General features: G+C 68.5%; 14 protein-coding genes and 1 tRNA gene. 4 read left to right on the top strand and 11 right to left on the bottom strand.

The window, feature by feature from the left end:
* Positions 1-179: 179 nt before the first annotated feature.
* Positions 180-782: a CarD family transcriptional regulator gene (locus tag AX750_RS04820; protein WP_066724096.1), complete on the top strand. Its 603-nt coding sequence runs from the start codon at positions 180-182 to the stop codon at positions 780-782.
* 104 nt (positions 783-886) lie between these two features.
* Here the strand turns inward: AX750_RS04820 and AX750_RS04815 are convergent, their stop codons facing one another.
* The 3 genes from AX750_RS04815 to AX750_RS04805 form a co-directional block, all read right to left on the bottom strand.
* On the bottom strand, positions 887-1,756 hold the full coding sequence (locus tag AX750_RS04815) for a dienelactone hydrolase family protein (protein ID WP_067253714.1): 870 nt from the start codon (positions 1,754-1,756) through the stop codon (positions 887-889).
* 123 nt (positions 1,757-1,879) lie between these two features.
* Positions 1,880-3,319: a M48 family metalloprotease gene (locus AX750_RS04810; RefSeq protein WP_066716202.1), complete on the bottom strand. Its 1,440-nt coding sequence runs from the start codon at positions 3,317-3,319 to the stop codon at positions 1,880-1,882.
* A 45-nt stretch (positions 3,320-3,364) separates the two neighbouring features.
* Entirely contained in the window at positions 3,365-4,165 is an 801-nt protein-coding gene (locus tag AX750_RS04805) for a hypothetical protein (RefSeq protein WP_066716201.1), read from the bottom strand.
* Positions 4,166-4,193: 28 nt separating this feature from the next.
* Here AX750_RS04805 and AX750_RS04800 point away from each other — a divergent pair.
* Positions 4,194-4,270 (top strand) — tRNA-Arg (locus AX750_RS04800).
* Between the two features lie 35 nt (positions 4,271-4,305).
* On the opposite strand, the gene AX750_RS04795 is transcribed toward AX750_RS04800, so the two are convergent.
* The 3 genes from AX750_RS04795 to AX750_RS04785 form a co-directional block, all read right to left on the bottom strand.
* Positions 4,306-4,578, bottom strand: coding sequence for a hypothetical protein (locus AX750_RS04795; protein ID WP_066716198.1), 273 nt, complete (start codon positions 4,576-4,578; stop codon positions 4,306-4,308).
* Between the two features lie 35 nt (positions 4,579-4,613).
* Positions 4,614-5,330, bottom strand: a complete 717-nt coding sequence (locus AX750_RS04790; protein ID WP_245282307.1) for a Crp/Fnr family transcriptional regulator — start codon at positions 5,328-5,330, stop codon at positions 4,614-4,616.
* A gap of 81 nt (positions 5,331-5,411) precedes the next feature.
* On the bottom strand, positions 5,412-6,026 hold the full coding sequence (locus AX750_RS04785; RefSeq protein ID WP_066716196.1) for a pyridoxamine 5'-phosphate oxidase family protein: 615 nt from the start codon (positions 6,024-6,026) through the stop codon (positions 5,412-5,414).
* 115 nt (positions 6,027-6,141) lie between these two features.
* Between AX750_RS04785 and AX750_RS04780 the strand changes: the two genes are divergently transcribed.
* Positions 6,142-7,044 carry a LysR family transcriptional regulator gene (locus tag AX750_RS04780; protein WP_066716195.1) on the top strand — a complete coding sequence of 301 codons (903 nt, stop codon included), beginning with the start codon at positions 6,142-6,144 and terminating at the stop codon, positions 7,042-7,044.
* A 20-nt stretch (positions 7,045-7,064) separates the two neighbouring features.
* Here the strand turns inward: AX750_RS04780 and AX750_RS04775 are convergent, their stop codons facing one another.
* From AX750_RS04775 to AX750_RS04755, 5 genes are all read right to left on the bottom strand, one after another.
* Complete coding sequence (locus AX750_RS04775) at positions 7,065-9,353, bottom strand: glycoside hydrolase family 31 protein (RefSeq protein WP_082735385.1); 2,289 nt, start codon at positions 9,351-9,353, stop codon at positions 7,065-7,067.
* Positions 9,354-9,521: 168 nt separating this feature from the next.
* The gene (ugpC, locus tag AX750_RS04770; protein WP_066716190.1) at positions 9,522-10,586 is read right to left on the bottom strand and encodes a sn-glycerol-3-phosphate ABC transporter ATP-binding protein UgpC; all 1,065 of its coding nucleotides are present in this window, start codon (positions 10,584-10,586) and stop codon (positions 9,522-9,524) included.
* 2 nt (positions 10,587-10,588) lie between these two features.
* Positions 10,589-11,641: a carbohydrate ABC transporter permease gene (locus AX750_RS04765; RefSeq protein ID WP_066716188.1), complete on the bottom strand. Its 1,053-nt coding sequence runs from the start codon at positions 11,639-11,641 to the stop codon at positions 10,589-10,591.
* Positions 11,638-12,651 carry a sugar ABC transporter permease gene (locus AX750_RS04760; RefSeq protein WP_066716186.1) on the bottom strand — a complete coding sequence of 338 codons (1,014 nt, stop codon included), beginning with the start codon at positions 12,649-12,651 and terminating at the stop codon, positions 11,638-11,640. The genes AX750_RS04765 and AX750_RS04760 overlap by 4 nt, the downstream gene beginning before the upstream one ends.
* Positions 12,652-12,657: 6 nt before the next feature.
* Positions 12,658-13,935, bottom strand: coding sequence for an ABC transporter substrate-binding protein (locus AX750_RS04755; protein ID WP_066716184.1), 1,278 nt, complete (start codon positions 13,933-13,935; stop codon positions 12,658-12,660).
* 141 nt (positions 13,936-14,076) lie between these two features.
* On the opposite strand from AX750_RS04755, the gene AX750_RS04750 reads away from it, so the two are divergent.
* Positions 14,077-15,105 carry a LacI family DNA-binding transcriptional regulator gene (locus AX750_RS04750; RefSeq protein ID WP_066716182.1) on the top strand — a complete coding sequence of 343 codons (1,029 nt, stop codon included), beginning with the start codon at positions 14,077-14,079 and terminating at the stop codon, positions 15,103-15,105.
* Positions 15,106-15,266 lie beyond the last annotated feature (161 nt).

Raw genomic sequence — 15,266 nt, 5'->3', positions numbered from 1 at the left:
CGGCGTCGTTGCCGGAGCTTCCCCTGTCTTTGTCTCGGCGGCATATCAGAAACGACCGGCTGAGGGAGCGTGGGGCGAGGGCGAAAGCCTGCGTCCCAGGCAGAGTGTTTCCGGTCGGTCGGCCGGAGATTGAGCATCGCGAGCCCGCGTCCAGCGGTCCGGTCAGGAGTCTTAACGGCATGTCCACGGTGAAGAAAGCTGTCGTGCGCCAGGGTTTCAAGACGGGCGAGTTCGTCGTCTATCCGTCTCATGGCGTCGGCCAGATCACGGCGATCGAGGAGCAGGAAGTCGCGGGCTTCAAGCTGGAATTGTTCGTCGTCAGCTTCGCCAAGGACAAGATGACGCTGCGCGTCCCCACCGCCAAGGCCGCCAGCGTCGGCCTGCGCAAGCTCGCCGATGCCGAGAGCGTCACCAAGGCGCTCACCACGCTGACCGGCCGCGCCCGCGTCAAGCGCACCATGTGGTCGCGCCGCGCCCAGGAATATGAGGCGAAGATCAACTCGGGCGATCTCGTCGCCATCGCCGAGGTCGTGCGCGACCTCTATCGCTCCGAGGCGCAGCCGGAGCAGTCCTACTCGGAGCGCCAGCTCTACGAGGCCGCCGTCGACCGCATGACCCGCGAGATCGCGGTGGTCGATGACGTCACCGAGACCGAGGCGCTGAAGAAGATCGAGGCGCAGCTCGCCAAGTCGCCCCGCCGCCCGGCCAAGGGCGAGGTGGTGGAAGCCGCCGAGGGCGATGTCGAGGGTGACAACGACGACCTGCAGGAAGAGGCCGCCTGATCGGGCCCTCTCCTTCGCGAGACCAGACGAACCCGGCGGGCGACCGCCGGGTTTTTTCATGTCAGGAACCCTTCGCTACAACGTTCCGGAGCGGTCCGGAGCCGTTACGCCGCCCCCGTCTCCGCCGCCAGGAAGGCGACCGCCTTGTCCCAGGCCTGTTTCGCCGCCGCGGCATTGTAGCGCTCGGCGCTGGTATCGTTGTGAAAGGCGTGGTCGACGTCGGGATAGACGATCACCTCATGGCGGATGCCGGCGGCCTTGAGCGCCGCCTCATAGTCCGGCAGTTGCTGGACGAGGCGCGTGTCGCGCGCCGCATGCTGGATCAAAAGCCGCGCCTTGATCTGCGGCACCTTCGCGAGGTCGGGCGAGCGGCCATAGAACACGACGCCCGCCGCCAGCTCCGGCACCGAGACGGCGAGGTCGTTCACCACCCCGCCGCCCCAGCAGAAGCCGACCGCCCCGGTCTTGCCCGTCGCATCCGGCCGGGCGGCGAGGAGCTTCAGCGCCGCCCGGCCCTGGCGCAGCACGTCGTCGGCAGCGAGCTTGGGAAACAGCGCACGCGCTTCGTCGGGATCCTTCGGCGTCCCGCCCAGCGGCGTCAGGAAATCGAGGCCGAGCGCCGTGAAACCCGCCAGCGCCATCCGCCGCGTCACATCCTCTATATGCGGGTTGAGGCCGCGATTCTCGTGGATGACCAGCACGCCACCGCGGCGGCCGGCCGCCTTGGGCGCGACGAGATAGCCCCTGAGGGCGACACCATCGACGCTCGTCTCCAGCCGCTCGCTCGTCAGGCGGCCATCGTCGGGCGCGATCTGCTGGGCCTGGGCGTAATTCGGCTCGAGCACAGCGAGCGCCGCCTCGGCCGCCGTAGCGGACCCGGCCAGCACCATCAGCCGGTTGAAGAAGACCCGACGGTCGAGCGGCTTGTGGGTGTATTCGTCATAGAGTTCGACGATGCGACGATCGAGCGCCATGGCCATCTCCCGCTGCGACGAGGGCCACCCGCCCCGCCGCCGATCGCGCCAGCTTAGCCGCTCGCGCCCGCAGGTCACGGCCCGACACCGCGCATCGCGCCTTCGTGAAAGAGCGTCGCCCCGCTACTCAGCGACGATCTTGTAGCGCTGGCCCGGGACGAGGGCGCCGCCCCGCTCGATACCGTTCAGCACCATGAAGAGCTCCTGCGCCCGCTCCTGCTCCGGCATGCGCGCTGCCATGGTCGCCGGTGTATCGCCGGCGGCAGCCGTCACGATCCGCACCGTCACCGGCCGCACCGCCTGCGCCTCCTCCGGACTCAGCACCCGGAAGCCCGACAACAGCGCCCGCATCGGCCGCTCCGGATCGGCGCCGCCTTTTGCCGCGAGGATAAATCGATAGACGCGATTGCCCGCCTGCACGGCGGCGAGGCGGAAAATCCAGTCCGTGCCCTTGCCGACCGCGATGACACCCGGCTGGCCGGCGATCTCAAGCGGCTCGATCGCGCTCGTCTCGACACCCTCGATCCAGCCGGCGGCGACATAGGATTCCAGTGTCTGATCGGGCTTGAGCGTCACCGAGTCGAAGCGCAGCGCCTGCGCCCCGTTGGCGCTCAGCCCGATCACCATGTCGCGCGCCGCCTCGAGGCTGAAGCCCTCCGGCGCGGTGAAGCCGATCCGCAGCGCACTGTTGACGTAGCGCCGGCCCCGCACGACGCCGTCCCGCGATTCGTCGCCATAGGCGATGCCGTCGATCGCGGCGAGCCAGCGTCCGGCATCACGCTCGCCGAGGCCCGGCGCGCCGATCTGCCGGGCCGAGGCTGTGACGGCAGCGATCCGCTCAGGCGTCTGCGGGTGGCTGGAGAGCATGTCGAGCCGCTTGTCGTCGGCGGTCTGGTTCTGGCCGCTGTTGCGAAACGCGGTGTTGCGCCCCAGCGCCGCCAGGAAGCGACCGGCGCCATAGGGGTCGTAGCCGGCTCGCGCGATGGTCCGGACGCTGATCTGGTCGGCGTCGAGCTCCTGCTGGCGCGAGAACTTGGCGAGCGAGAGTTTCGACACGGCCTTGACCGCAGCGCCCTGCTGCGGATCGTTCAGCACCTGAGACACGACCTGGCTGACCAGCGCCGATTCCAGCTCGCGCTCCGCCCGCTCGACCGCATGCTGGGCGGTGACGTGGCCGATCTCATGGGCGAGCACGGAGGCGATCTCGGAGGTGTCGTTGGCCAGCGCCAGCAGGCCGCGGGTGACGTAGAGCCGGCCGTTCGGCAGTGCGAAGGCATTCACCGCCGGCGAATTCAGAATGGTGATCTCATAGGTGCCGATCCGGCCCTCGCCGGCCTTGGACAGACGCTGCACCACCTCGTCGAGCAGGGCGCGGGCGCGCGGCGCGCGATATTCGCCGCCGAAGGCCGCCAGAAGACGCTGATGCTCGCTTTCCGAGGCGCGCTGGATCGTGCTGACCCGCGGCGCGATCTCGCCGTCGGAGGCCTGCTGCGGCGGCAGCAGCACGCTCTGGTCGCCCGCGCAGCCGAGCAGCAGCAACGCCGGCAACGCCAGCGCGGCCATCCTGGCCCTCGGCCACCGATCCTGTCGCCAGAAGGCCCGCATGCGTCAGTCGATCAGGTCCAGAGCGAGCGGGGACGCCACGTCGAGCAGCAGGCCGTCCCGCCCCGAGAGGACGCCGCGCGCGCGCAAGCGTTTACCGCCGAGCCCGCTCGCGGTCCAGCCTGCGTCCTTCAGCTCGCGCCAAAGCGACTTCGACAGCACGATCGAGGCGGCCTCCCCACGCCGGCGCGAGAAATTGACATAGGTTCGCTGACCACGCTCCGCCACGGAGGCGACGCGCCCGGTCAGCAGGACCAGACGCCCCTCATGCGCCCGGAGCGCGGCGAGATCATGGCTGTCCAGCGCGATTTCGGCCGAGGACGCAGCAGGCACAGCCGGCGGGGGTTTCGCGTTGGCGGCGGCCTGACGGCGACGCGCTCCCGCGGCGAGCGCCGGCGGCGGCGTACAGCGGGCCGGGCGCGCCTCCGGCAACGCCATCGCGGCGCCCTCCGCGACGAGCGCCTCGGCCAGTCCGCGCGCCGGCTCCGCGCCGCTTTCAAAGAGCCGTGCGGGCAGGCGCCCCCAGCGATCCGCTTCGCCCAACAGCACGAGAGCGAAATCGGCTCCGCGCCGACGCAGCACGCCCGCGGCGAAGCGCTGCGCCTCCGCATCGTCCTGCCGCGGCGCCAGGCCGACGAGCCGCAGCCGGCGCCCATCCGCCAGCACCGGATCGCCGGCCTCGTCCACACCGGCGAGCCGCACCACCGGGCTGTCGGGCGACAGCTCCGCACAGCCATCCGCCGGCTCGGCGGCGGCCGCGAGCGCGGGCAGGAGCAGGAAAGCGGCAAGAAGAGGCTTCACCGTCATGCCGATTATGCTACACGGATCGACGCGCGTCCCGGTAGCTCAGCAGGATAGAGCAACGGTTTCCTAAACCGTAGGTCAGGGGTTCGAATCCCTTCCGGGACGCCAGATCTGCCGCTGCCGGCTCTCCCCCATCAGCCGTCTCACAGCTCGGACGTCCGCCCGTCTTCCTCGTCGCCACCATCACGCCAGGCGCCCGTCAGGGTAAGGCTCGCGCTGTAGATGACCCGCCCGCCCGCGTCGCGCACGCGGACAGCGAATTCGCGCTGATCGCCGTCGGGCAGAACCTCGCGGACCATGTCGGGCAGGGCATCGAGGGCGAGATAACGCGCCGCTTCGTCCCCCGTCAGCTCGACGCCGTCCTGGTCGATATGGGAGAAGCTGCCATCGGAGCTGTCGATATAGTAGCGGGGCATCTGGCAGCAATCTCCGGGCAGGGGCATCGGTTCCGTCAGCGCGGCATCCTGATCAGGTTGAGATAGGTCGGGTCGAACTGGGACATCCGCGCCAGCCCGTCGAAATCGAGGATGCTGACGGCGCTGCCCTTCCAAGACACAAGGCCGGTCGCCCGCAGATCCTGCAGCGTGCGGTTGACGTGGACGAGCGAGAAGCCGAGCGCGTCGGCCAGTTCGTTCTGCGGAACCGGAAACTCGAAGCGGCCTTCGCTGGCGAGCCCGACGGCCTCCAGCCGCAGATAAAGCTCGCAGATCAGATGGCCGAAATGGGCCGTCGCCGAGCGCCGCCCCGCAGAGGTGATCCAGGCGCGCTGAATGGCCCCGTCGACGACGGTGGACAGCCAGAGCAGCCGGCCGAGATGAGGCGATCGCTCCATCACCCGCAGCAGATCGCGATGCGGCACATAAGCCGCCTCGCAATCGGTGAGAGCGACGACGCTGTGGTCCATCACCTTCAGCAGAAAGGCATGGAGATCGACGAAGTCGCCGGGGATGTGGAGCGCGGTGATCTGGCGCTTGCCGTCATCGAGCAGCACCTCGCGCGCTGTGACGCCGCTCAGAACCACGCAGCTCTCGGTCGGTCGCGAGTGCTGCGCGACGAGTTCCTCGCCCTTGCGCAGCTGGCGGCGCCGGAAACTCAGCCCGTCGAGCAGCGCCGCCTCTTCGAGATCGATCTCGTCGCGCAGGGACAACGACGTGACGAGGGCGTGCAATGGTCCTGTCTTGCCCATCTCGGCCATGAGCGGTTCAACGCGGCGGCCGCGGCATCGTTCCCCGCGCAGCCGCAGCGACGATCAGGCCAAGGTCCGCGCCTTCGCCAGCTCCGCCTCCAGCAGCAGGATTCGCCTGTCGCGTTCCGCCAGCGCCGCCGCGACGTCTTTGGCGGGAATCAGCTGCGGAATGTGTTGCGGACAATTGGCGTCCCAGGCCGCGATCGTGAACAGCACCGCCTGCTCCGGCGTGCCCGCATAGCCTTCGGGCCGCAGCCTTTCGAGCAGGGCGGGATCGTCCTCGACCACCCGCGCCGTGCCCCAGATCTTGATCCGCTGCCGGCGCGCATGATCGATCAGGAAGATATGGGCCTTGGGGTTCTCGGAGAGATTGCCCTGGCTGACATATTGCCGGTTGCCGCGGAAATCCGCGAAGCCGAGCGTCCGCTCGTCGAGAACGCGCAGAAACCCGGCCGCCCCACCGCGATGCTGGATATAAGGCTGGCCATCGGCGCTGGCTGTCGCCAGGAAGAAGCTGTCGCGCCCGGCGATGAAGGCGGCCAGCTCCGGCGTGACCGTCGTCTTGAAGCCGCCGCGCTCTTCCATTCGACGATAACCGCCGCGCGAGCCCTTGCGCTGCTGCACCGCCTTGACGGCAGGAGTAAAGGCGACGTCGCTCGAAATCCTGTCTTGATCCATGACACCCTCCCTGGCCCCCACGCGATCGGCGGCCACGGCGAGAAAATGACAATTGCGCGCTGAGCGGATAATATGGTCAATCTGCACTTCATTATTGCGCCAGGCGGAGCAATTGATGGACCGCTTCGCGACATTGCAGGCTTTCGTCAAGGTCGCCGAGGCCAAAGGCTTTGCCCCGGCTGCCCGAGGTCTGGGCCTGTCTCCGTCCGCCGTCACGCGGCTCGTCGCTGCGCTCGAGGACCGGCTCGGCAGCCGCCTCCTCCAGCGCAACACCCGCGCCGTCACCCTCACCGACGAGGGCGAGCGCTATCTGCCGCTGGCGCGGCGCGTCTTGGCTGATCTCGACGAGGCGGATGCGTCATTGCTCGCGACGCGGGCCGAGCCGTCGGGCCGCCTCGTCGTCGCCGCGCCGCTCGCCTTCGGGCGCGCCCATGTCGGCCCGCTGCTCTCGGCCTACCTCTCGCGCCATCCCGCGGTGCAGGGGGAGTTGCGGCTCGGCGACCGCATCGTCAATCTCGTGGAGGACGGGATCGATCTGGCCGTCCGCATTGGCGATCTCGGCGATTCCAGCCTCAAGGCCAGGCGTGTCGGAGCGACGCGGCGCGTGCTGGTGGCCGCACCGTCCTATCTGGCGGCGCATGGCGAGCCGATCCGGCCGGACGAGATCTCGGCCCATCGCTGCATCCATTTCGCCGGCTTCAACGCAGTGCCCGAATGGGTGTTCGAGCGGCAGGGCCAGCGGCAGCGCATCGCCTTCTCACCGCGTTTCGTGACAAACGCCGCCGAAACGGCGGTTCAGCATGCCATCGACGGCGGCGGGCTGACGCTGGTTCTGGCCTATCAGGCGGCACCGGCGATCCGGGAGGGGCGGCTGCGCGTGCTCCTGCCGGACCATGAGCGTCCGCCCTCGCCGATCCAGATCGTCTATCCCTCGGCGCGGCTGCTCTCGGCCAAGGTGCGCGCCTTCATCGACATGGCGGCGCGTGAGACGCGCTGGTCCTTTCTCGACCTTGGCTGAAGCGATGGACGGCGCTGCGCTCAGAGCAGGCCGCCCTCCTCGACCGAGCGGATGCCGATGCGATCAACCGCGCCGCCGCCCGACGATCCCGTCTCGATGGCAAGTTCGCCGTTGCGGACGCGTAAGCGGATCGTCGGCGTGCCGTCGCCGCGCCAGTCGGCCGTCTCCCCGTCGTCCTCGTAGAGCTCGCCGGTCGCGCCCTCGACCAGCCCGCAGGTCAGGACCTCGCGCTCTGCGCTGATCCCCGTGGCATCGCCCAGCGGGATCAGCGCGCCCGCCCGCAGGAAGACCGGCAGCCGTCCGAGCGGCGCCGCGACGGTCGCCAGCTTGCCGCCTGCGAAATGCCGGCCATCATGCCCATCATACCAGCCGCCCGGATGAGCCGGCAGATAGACGATGCGCTGCGTCGCGCCTTCTTCCAGCACCGGCGCGACCAGCACGTCCGGCCCGAGCATGAAAGCGTCGTCGGTCCGCACGGCGGTCGCATCCTGCGGGAAATCCCAAAGCAGCGGCCGCACGGCCGGGATGCCGTCACGGCTGGCGCGCCACATCTGGGTGTAGAGATAAGGCATCAGCCGGTAACGCAGCGCGAGCGCCTGACGCACCTGCGGCACCATCTCCGGATACATCCAGGGCAGGTTGACCACGCCGTCGTCGTTCCAGGAGTTCATCACCATGCGCGGCCACAGCGCGCAGAATTCGTTGAAGCGCACGAAGAGCTCCGGCCCCGGCGTGGGCCCATGGAAGCCGCCGACGTCGTGGCCGATCGAGAACATGCCCGACAGGCTCATGTTGAGGCCTTGCGTCAGGTTGTAGCGCAGCGTCTTCCAGGCGGTCTCGTTGTCGCCGGACCAGGTCTGGGCATAGCGCGAGATGCCGGCGCAGCCGCCGCGGGTGATCGCATATTGCCGCTTGCCGGGCGCCCGCGCAGCCTGGGTCTCATGCGAGAGCTTGGTCATCAGCAGCGCCTGGGCGGGGCGCGCCAGCGCCTGCCGGAAGGGACGCCCGTCGCCGTCGCAGAGCGCGTCCTCGTCCCAGATCTCGTATTCGTTGTTGTCGTTCCAGACGACGGAGAAACCGTAGTCGAGCAGCGCCGTCTCGATCCCGTTGCGCCACCAGGCCCGGCCCCTGGGGTTGGTGTAGTCGAGATGGAAGCCCAACCCGTCCCAGAACTGCGCCACGGCCGGCTCGCCACTGTCGCCGTCCCGCACGAGGAAGTCGCCGGCGAGCGCCTCCTGCAGGCGCGGATGGTCGTCGAGCAGGCAGGGCTTGAGATTGGCGACGGTGAAGATGCCCGCCTCGTTCAGCCGGGTCATCGTCGCCTTGGGATCCGGGAACTTGTCGCGATTCCAGTTGAAGGCGTAGCGGCGATGGCCGATCTGCGTGTAGCCCGAGCCGAAATGGAACGAGTCGCAGGGGATGCGATGCGTCTCGAGCTTGCCGATGAAGTCGCTGATGCGGGCATCGGCATCGGGTGCATCCGCGATCGCCATCGAGGTCACGCCGAAGCCATAGGACCAGAGCGGCGCGAAGGCCTGCCCGCCGGTCAGCCAGGAGAAGCGCTTGACCACGTCCGGCACCATCGGCCCGGCCATCACATAGTAGTCGAGATCGCCGTCATCGCCTTTCCAGGAGCGGAACAGGCCGTGGTAATTGTCGAGCGTACAGCCGAAATCGACGCTGCCGGTCGAGAGGTTGTCGTAGAAGACGCCATGCGCGCCCACAGGCCCGTCGACGATGAAGAAGGGCAGCATCTTGTAGAGCGGGTCGGATAGCTCGGCATCGAAGCCGCAGGGATCGACCGCGTCGATCGCGAAACGCCGCCCCGTCCGGTCGAGCGGGCCGGCCTTGTCGCCCAGCCCGTAATGCCGCTCGGTGTAGTCGCGCGCCATGTAATGCGCGAGCGCGCCGGTGCGCGGCGACATCAGATAGGCCTGGGTCGTGCGGTCCTGCAGGAAAGGCTTGTCTTCCCCGGCGCGGAACCAGGCGATGCCGAAGGGCGAGAGCGTCACCTCGGCCGACAGCCCCGCCGTCGACAGCACGACCTTTCCATCGGTTTTGACGAGACTCGCCTGCGGGCAAGCGAAGCCTTCGAGGCTGTCGCGCGGGCGCCCCTCATAGGGCGGCTCCAGCCCGCCGGGCGCGATCGACCAGCCCCGGTCCAGCCGGTAGCCATCGCGCGGCTTCAGCGTCACGCGGCCGATATCGCCCTCCAGGATGCGGACGGCCAGCGTCGCCCCGAGGCCAACATCGAACAGGGCAGCTTCGCCGTCGCGGCCGAGATAACGGCCTTGCGTGAGGGCTTTCATGGGATGGTCTCCGAATCAGAAATTAAATCCGCGCCGTCGTCCCGGGCGACCGGAGGGAGACCCGGGACCCATTCCGGAACCTCACCTGCACGCGCTCCGGAATGGATCCCGGATCGGCGCCGCTGTGCGGCTTGTCCGGGGTGACGGTGTGTTTCCAAGACAGTCGATTCAACGGCGAACCGCCCGGCCCGCCTCGTCGAAGAGGTGGATCTGGGCCGCGGGCAGCGCGAGCTGGACGGTCTCGCCGCGCTGATGGGCGCTCTGGCCCTCCAGCTTGAGGGTGATCTGCGGCAGGCCGGGCGAGGCGCCATAGAGATAGCTTTCGCCGCCGAGACGCTCGACCAGTTCGATCGACAGCGGCAGACCCTCGCCCGACGCGAGCCGCACATGCTCGGGCCGGATGCCCAGCGTCGCGGCCGCGCCCGGAGGGACCGCCCCCGTTTCGCAGGCGATCTCGTGGCCATGTTCGCCGAGACGAACGACGCCCACCCGCGCCACGACACCGGGCAGGAGGTTCATCCGCGGCGAGCCGATGAAGCCCGCGACGAAGAGGTTGTCCGGCCGGTTGTAGAGCTCGAGCGGCGTGCCGACCTGCTCGATCCGGCCGCCCTGCAGCACGACGATGCGGTCGGCCAGCGTCATCGCCTCGACCTGGTCGTGGGTGACGTAGATCATCGTCCCGCCGATCTCGGCATGCAGCGCCGCGAGCTCCTTGCGGGTCGCGACGAGCAGCTCGGCATCGAGATTGGAGAGCGGCTCGTCGAACAGGAAGATCTTGGGGTCGCGCACGATCGCACGGCCGATCGCGACGCGCTGGCGCTGCCCGCCCGAGAGCGCACGCGGCTTGCGCTCGAGATAGTCGGTCAGCCGCAGCATCGCCGCCGCGCGCCGCACGCGCTGGTCGATCTCGCCGCGCGGCAGGCCCATATTCTCCAGCGCGAAGGCCATGTTCTTGTAGACGCTCATATGCGGGTAGAGCGCATAGGACTGGAACACCATGGCGAGCCCGCGCTCGGAGGCCGGCAGGCCGGTGACGTCGACGCCGTCGATCATGACGGAGCCGGCCGTGACCTCCTCCAGCCCCGCGATGACGCGCAGCAGGGTGGATTTGCCGCAGCCCGAAGGCCCGACGAAGACGACGAATTCGCCGTCGCTGACGGTGAGGTCGATGCCGTGCAGCACATGCGTGGCGCCGAAGGATTTGCGCACGCCGGAAAGGGTCAGGCCGGCCATGACTACTTCATTCCCGTATTGGCGATGCCGGTGGTGATGAACCGCTGCAGGAAGACGAATACCAGCGCGACAGGCAGCAGCGTCACCACGGTCATCGCGAGCAGGTAGTGCCACTGCGTCTGCAGCTCGCCCTGGAAGGCGTTGAGGCCGATCTGCAGCGTGTAGGATTCGGTCTTGGTCAGAACCGCGAGCGGCCAGAGGAACTCGTTCCAGCGCCACATCACCGAGAAGATCGCCAGCACGGCGAGTGCCGGCATCGCCAGCGGCATGACGATGCGCCAGTAGATCTGCCACTCGGAGGCCTTGTCCATGCGCGCGGCCTCGATCAGGTCGCGCGGGAGCGTCAGCATGTATTGCCGCAGCAGGAAGACGCCGGTCGGCGTCGCCGCGCCCGGCAGGATCACCGCCCAGAGCGAGTTCACCAGCCCGAGTTCGGTGATGACCAGATAGACCGGGACGAGGATGATCGTGATCGGAATCATCAGCGTGCCGATCACCATCAGCATCACGGTATTCTTGCCGCGGAATTCGTAGATCGACAGCGCATAGGCCGCCATCGAGTTGATGATCAGCGTGATGATCGTCGCCACCACCGTGACGAAGACGGAGTTCCACAGGAATCGCGTGAAGGCGAAGCGATCGAGCGGCTCGGTGTAGTTCTCGGTCGCGAGCTTGAACGCCCGCACCGGCGTGCGCCTGTCGATCGGCACGCGGATCACCTCCGCCGGGTTGGCGGGGTCGACCATCTGCGCCTGGATGCCGATGCGCCGCACCTGCGCCAGCACCCGCGTCGTGCCGTCCGGCATCGTCACCTCGAACAGCGGCAGCGGCTGGGGGTGGCCGGGGACCGCGACCTCCTTCTGCGACATCGGCAGCAGCGAGGGCGGGAATTCGAGCAGCCCGGCCTGCGTCTTGAACGAGGACAGGGCGAGCCAGACCACGGGCCCGAACATCAGCACCACGCCGAGCGCGAGATAGGCGTAGGCCGCGACATCGGTCCAGTGCCAGCGGCCGGGCTTGCGGCGCGCCGTGGCGAGGCGGGTCACGAGGCTCATGCCTCACCTCTGCGGCGGCTCGCGGCGAGCTGGGCCAACGTCAGCGCGAAGAGAACGACCCCGAGCACGACGGAGGCCGCCGCGGCCAGCCCGAAATTCTGGACCTGGTTGGAGAAGGCCGTCTCGTAGATGTAGTGGACCACCATCAACGTCGCGGTGCCGGGCCCGCCGCCGGTGAGGACGAAGACCTCGTCGAAGGTCTGCACGCCTTTGATCAGCGCCAGCACGATCACGACGATCATGTTGGGCCAGAGCAGCGGCAGCGTGATGCGCCAGAACACGCGCCAGCGCGGCGTCGCGTCCATCTCGGCCGCCTCGTAGAGATCGGCGGGGATGGCCTGGAGACCGGCGAGCAGGATCAGCGTGTAGAAGCCCATATGGGCCCAGACCGAGACGAAGACGACCCAGAACATCGCCCAGCTCGGATCGACCAGGAACAGGATGCGCTCGCCGCCGAGCGAGGTGATGCCCGCATTCAGGAGGCCGTCGCGCTGCAGGATCCATTTCCAGGTCAGCGCCACGACGACGGGCGAGAGCAGAACCGGGAAGAAATAGACGGCGCGAAAGAAGCCGCGCGCCTTGATCTTCATGTTCAGCACCACCGCCGTCACCAGCGAGAACAGCACCATCGCCGTCACCTGGAAGACGGTGAAACGGGCCGTGTTGGCGACGCCGCGCCAGAAATGGTCCTCGCGGCAGGAACCGGGATCGAGGAAGGAGCCGCAGTCGAACAGATAGGCGTATTGCTGCGCCCCGACATAGGGCCGCTGCGAGGGAAACAGCTCCGTGCCGCCGGTCACCGAGAAAACGACGTTGATGATCAGCGGCAGGAAGACGAACAGGCCGAAGAAGCCGATATTCGGCAGGAGGAAGACATAGGCCATCCGCCGCTCGCCGATGAGACGCTGCAGCGCGCTCATCGGCCAGTCGACGAGCCGCATCAGCAGGGACAGCGGCACGGCGAAGAGGCGTGCGGCGCCGCGAGGCGCCGCCGTATCGGCGGAGGCCATGCGGGCTTACTTCTTGTTGCGCTCGGCGATCTGCTGCTCGACGTCCGAGGCGATGCGCTTATAGGCCTCGTCGAGGCTGGTCTCGCCCGAGATCGCCTGGCCCACCCGGCTGATCGCCGCATTGAAGATGATGCGGTTGTTGACGTAGCCCTGCAGCTTGTAGGCGACGGGCGAGAGGTTCGCGACCTGGTCGGAGAAGACCTTCAGCGCGGCCTTGGCCTGGGCGCTGGCGTCCTTGTAGTCGAGGCCCTTGGCGGCAATGCCGAGATGGCCCGGCACGAACAGCGAGCGGGCATAGAACTCGCTCAGGACGGGCTCGCTGGCGAGATACTCCATCACCTTGGCGACGGCCTCGGGGCTCTTCGTCGCCTTGATCGCGACGAGGCCGGCGCCGCCCGGCATGCCGGTGCAGGCGGCCGCGCCGCAGGGCGAGGGCGCCGCCACCCAGTCGAAGGCGTTGCCGACGGTCTTGTCGAACTGCGCGATCTGCCAGGAGCCCGAGACATACATCACGACCTGGGCGTTCTTGAATTCGTCATTGGCGCCGCGATAGGCCGCGCCGGAGACCGAGCCCCAGAGCTCCTTGGCCATGACGCCGTCCTTGTGCCAGTCGAGCACGCGCTGCGCCGCGCGCTTGAAGCCGTCGTCGATCACCGCCGGCTCGCCCTTGGCGTCGAAGACCTGCGCGCCCTCGGAGATGGCGAGACCGAAGAAGCGGTGGCCGGAGCGATCCATCGCGATCGGGAACGGCGCCTGCACCTTGGTCGCGACCGCCTTGGCGGCCTTGGCCCAGTCGTCCCAGCTCGCCTTGGCGCCGGGCATGGCGATGCCGGCCTGCTCGAACAGCGTCTTGTTGACGAGCGGCCCGGTGACGGTGAGCTGCGTCATGAAGCCGGTGATGGCCTTGTCGTCGCCGGCCGGCCGCATCCAGGGCAGGAACGGCCCGAAATTCTTGTCCCAGTAGGCGGCGTCCTTGAGATAGGGCCGCAGATCCAGCGCATAACGGGCGATGCCGCCGAGATCGACAACGCGGGCGATGTCGGGACCCTGGCCGGAGGCGAGCTGGACGGGCAGGTTCTCGGTGATCGCCTTGTAGGGCACCTGGTCGAGGACGACCTTGATGTCCTTGTTCTGCGCCTCGAAGCGCTTCAGCAGGTCGGAAACGACCTCGCCCTCATTGCCGTCGGAATACCAGGCGATGCGCACCGTGGTCTGCGCCTGGGCGGCGCCGGCGATGAGGCTCGCGCCGAGCGCGAGCGCGGACAACCAGTGTTTGCTCTGCATGTGCGTCCATCCCTGATCGTTGGCGGCGCCTCTCGGGCGCTCTGCCCAAATTAAGGCAAACGTTTGCCTTGCTTGTCAACGCGAGAAATCTGCATGATGGATTCAAGACGCCGCCCGAACCGGCGTCCCTGCCACGGACCCATGACGACCAGACCCGCCCGCGCCGAAACGCCCCTCGCCTCGCTCGCCACCGTCGCCCGCGCGGCGGGCGTCTCGGTCGCGACGGTCTCACGCATCGTCAACGGCAAGCGCGGCCGCGCCTCGGCCGAGACGGTGGCCCGCGTCGAACAGGCGGTGGCGAGGCTCGGCTATCGCCCCAACCCCGTAGGCCGCGCGCTGAAGCAGCGGGCGAGCCGCGTCGTCGCCCTGCTCGCGCCCAATCTCGACAACCCGGCCATGGCGGCGATCGCGGTCTCGACCGAGGCCGCGCTGCGCGACGCCGGCTACGTCACCATCCTCTGCGACACCCATGACCGGGCGGAGCTGCAGGACGAATATCTCGCCGCCATGCGCAGCCAGTTCGTCGCGGGCTATGTCATGGTCAGCGCCGTCGCGAGCCGGGGCCTCGAGGCCACGCTGCGGCGCGGCGACCCCATGGTCTTCGTCGCCCGTCGCAGCCCGCTCGGCGGCGGCGCCTTCGTCGGCATCGACGACCGCGCCGCGGGGGCGGAGGCCGCCGACCATCTGCTCGATCGTGGCGTCGCGCGCCCGGCCGTGCTGATGGCGGCGCAGAACGCCTCCAGCACCGGCGAGCGCGCGGCCGGTTTCATCGCCCGGCTCGAGCAGCGCGGGCTCGCGCCGCAGGAGATCCGCCGCGCCAGTGCCCAGGGGCTGAACCATATCGAAATCGGCTATGCCGCCGCGCGGGCGCTGGTCGCGGAGGGCGGCTGGCCGCAGGGCCTGTTCTGCGTCAGCGACCTGATCGCCTACGGCGCCTATCGCCTCGCGAGGGAGGCCGGTGTCGCGGTGCCCGGCGACTGCCGGATGGTGGGGGTCGACGGCAACGCGATCAATGCCTGGCTGGCGCCCTGGCTCACATCGATCCGTATTCCGTACGAGGCCTTCGGCGGGCATATCGTCGCCCAACTCGGCCAGCTCTGGGGCGGCGGCACGGGCTCCCATGTCCATGTCCGGCACGGCCGCATCGGCGACGAGCCGCCAGCCGCCTGAGACGACAGACAGCACAGCGGAAGACATGGACTGGGAAGTTTGTGCGTCCGGCTGACCGGAGAGCCAGGCCGGACCGGATCATATCACGGTCAACAGACTGGGAGATAATGGCGCGCCATTCAGGATAAAACTGCGAACACTTATGTATTTGAAATATCGAT

It is taken from the genome of Methylobacterium sp. CCH7-A2, assembly GCF_001557075.1.
Classification (GTDB): Bacteria; Pseudomonadota; Alphaproteobacteria; order Rhizobiales; family Beijerinckiaceae; genus Allobosea; species Allobosea massiliensis.
Note: the sequence above shows the minus strand (reverse complement) of the source record. Positions and strands in the feature narration are given on the sequence as shown.

Excerpts from the sequence above, each read along its gene's own strand:
- AX750_RS04820 (WP_066724096.1), top strand. The coding sequence starts at position 180 with ATGTCCACGGTGAAGAAAGCTGTCGTGCGCCAGGGTTTCAAGACGGGC.
- AX750_RS04815 (WP_067253714.1), bottom strand. The coding sequence starts at position 1,756 with ATGGCGCTCGATCGTCGCATCGTCGAACTCTATGACGAATACACCCAC.
- AX750_RS04810 (WP_066716202.1), bottom strand. The coding sequence starts at position 3,319 with ATGGCCGCGCTGGCGTTGCCGGCGTTGCTGCTGCTCGGCTGCGCGGGC.
- AX750_RS04805 (WP_066716201.1), bottom strand. The coding sequence starts at position 4,165 with ATGACGGTGAAGCCTCTTCTTGCCGCTTTCCTGCTCCTGCCCGCGCTC.
- AX750_RS04795 (WP_066716198.1), bottom strand. The coding sequence starts at position 4,578 with ATGCCCCGCTACTATATCGACAGCTCCGATGGCAGCTTCTCCCATATC.
- AX750_RS04785 (WP_066716196.1), bottom strand. The coding sequence starts at position 6,026 with ATGGATCAAGACAGGATTTCGAGCGACGTCGCCTTTACTCCTGCCGTC.
- AX750_RS04780 (WP_066716195.1), top strand. The coding sequence starts at position 6,142 with ATGGACCGCTTCGCGACATTGCAGGCTTTCGTCAAGGTCGCCGAGGCC.
- AX750_RS04775 (WP_082735385.1), bottom strand. The coding sequence starts at position 9,353 with ATGAAAGCCCTCACGCAAGGCCGTTATCTCGGCCGCGACGGCGAAGCT.
- ugpC (WP_066716190.1), bottom strand. The coding sequence starts at position 10,586 with ATGGCCGGCCTGACCCTTTCCGGCGTGCGCAAATCCTTCGGCGCCACG.
- AX750_RS04765 (WP_066716188.1), bottom strand. The coding sequence starts at position 11,641 with ATGAGCCTCGTGACCCGCCTCGCCACGGCGCGCCGCAAGCCCGGCCGC.
- AX750_RS04760 (WP_066716186.1), bottom strand. The coding sequence starts at position 12,651 with ATGGCCTCCGCCGATACGGCGGCGCCTCGCGGCGCCGCACGCCTCTTC.
- AX750_RS04755 (WP_066716184.1), bottom strand. The coding sequence starts at position 13,935 with ATGCAGAGCAAACACTGGTTGTCCGCGCTCGCGCTCGGCGCGAGCCTC.
- AX750_RS04750 (WP_066716182.1), top strand. The coding sequence starts at position 14,077 with ATGACGACCAGACCCGCCCGCGCCGAAACGCCCCTCGCCTCGCTCGCC.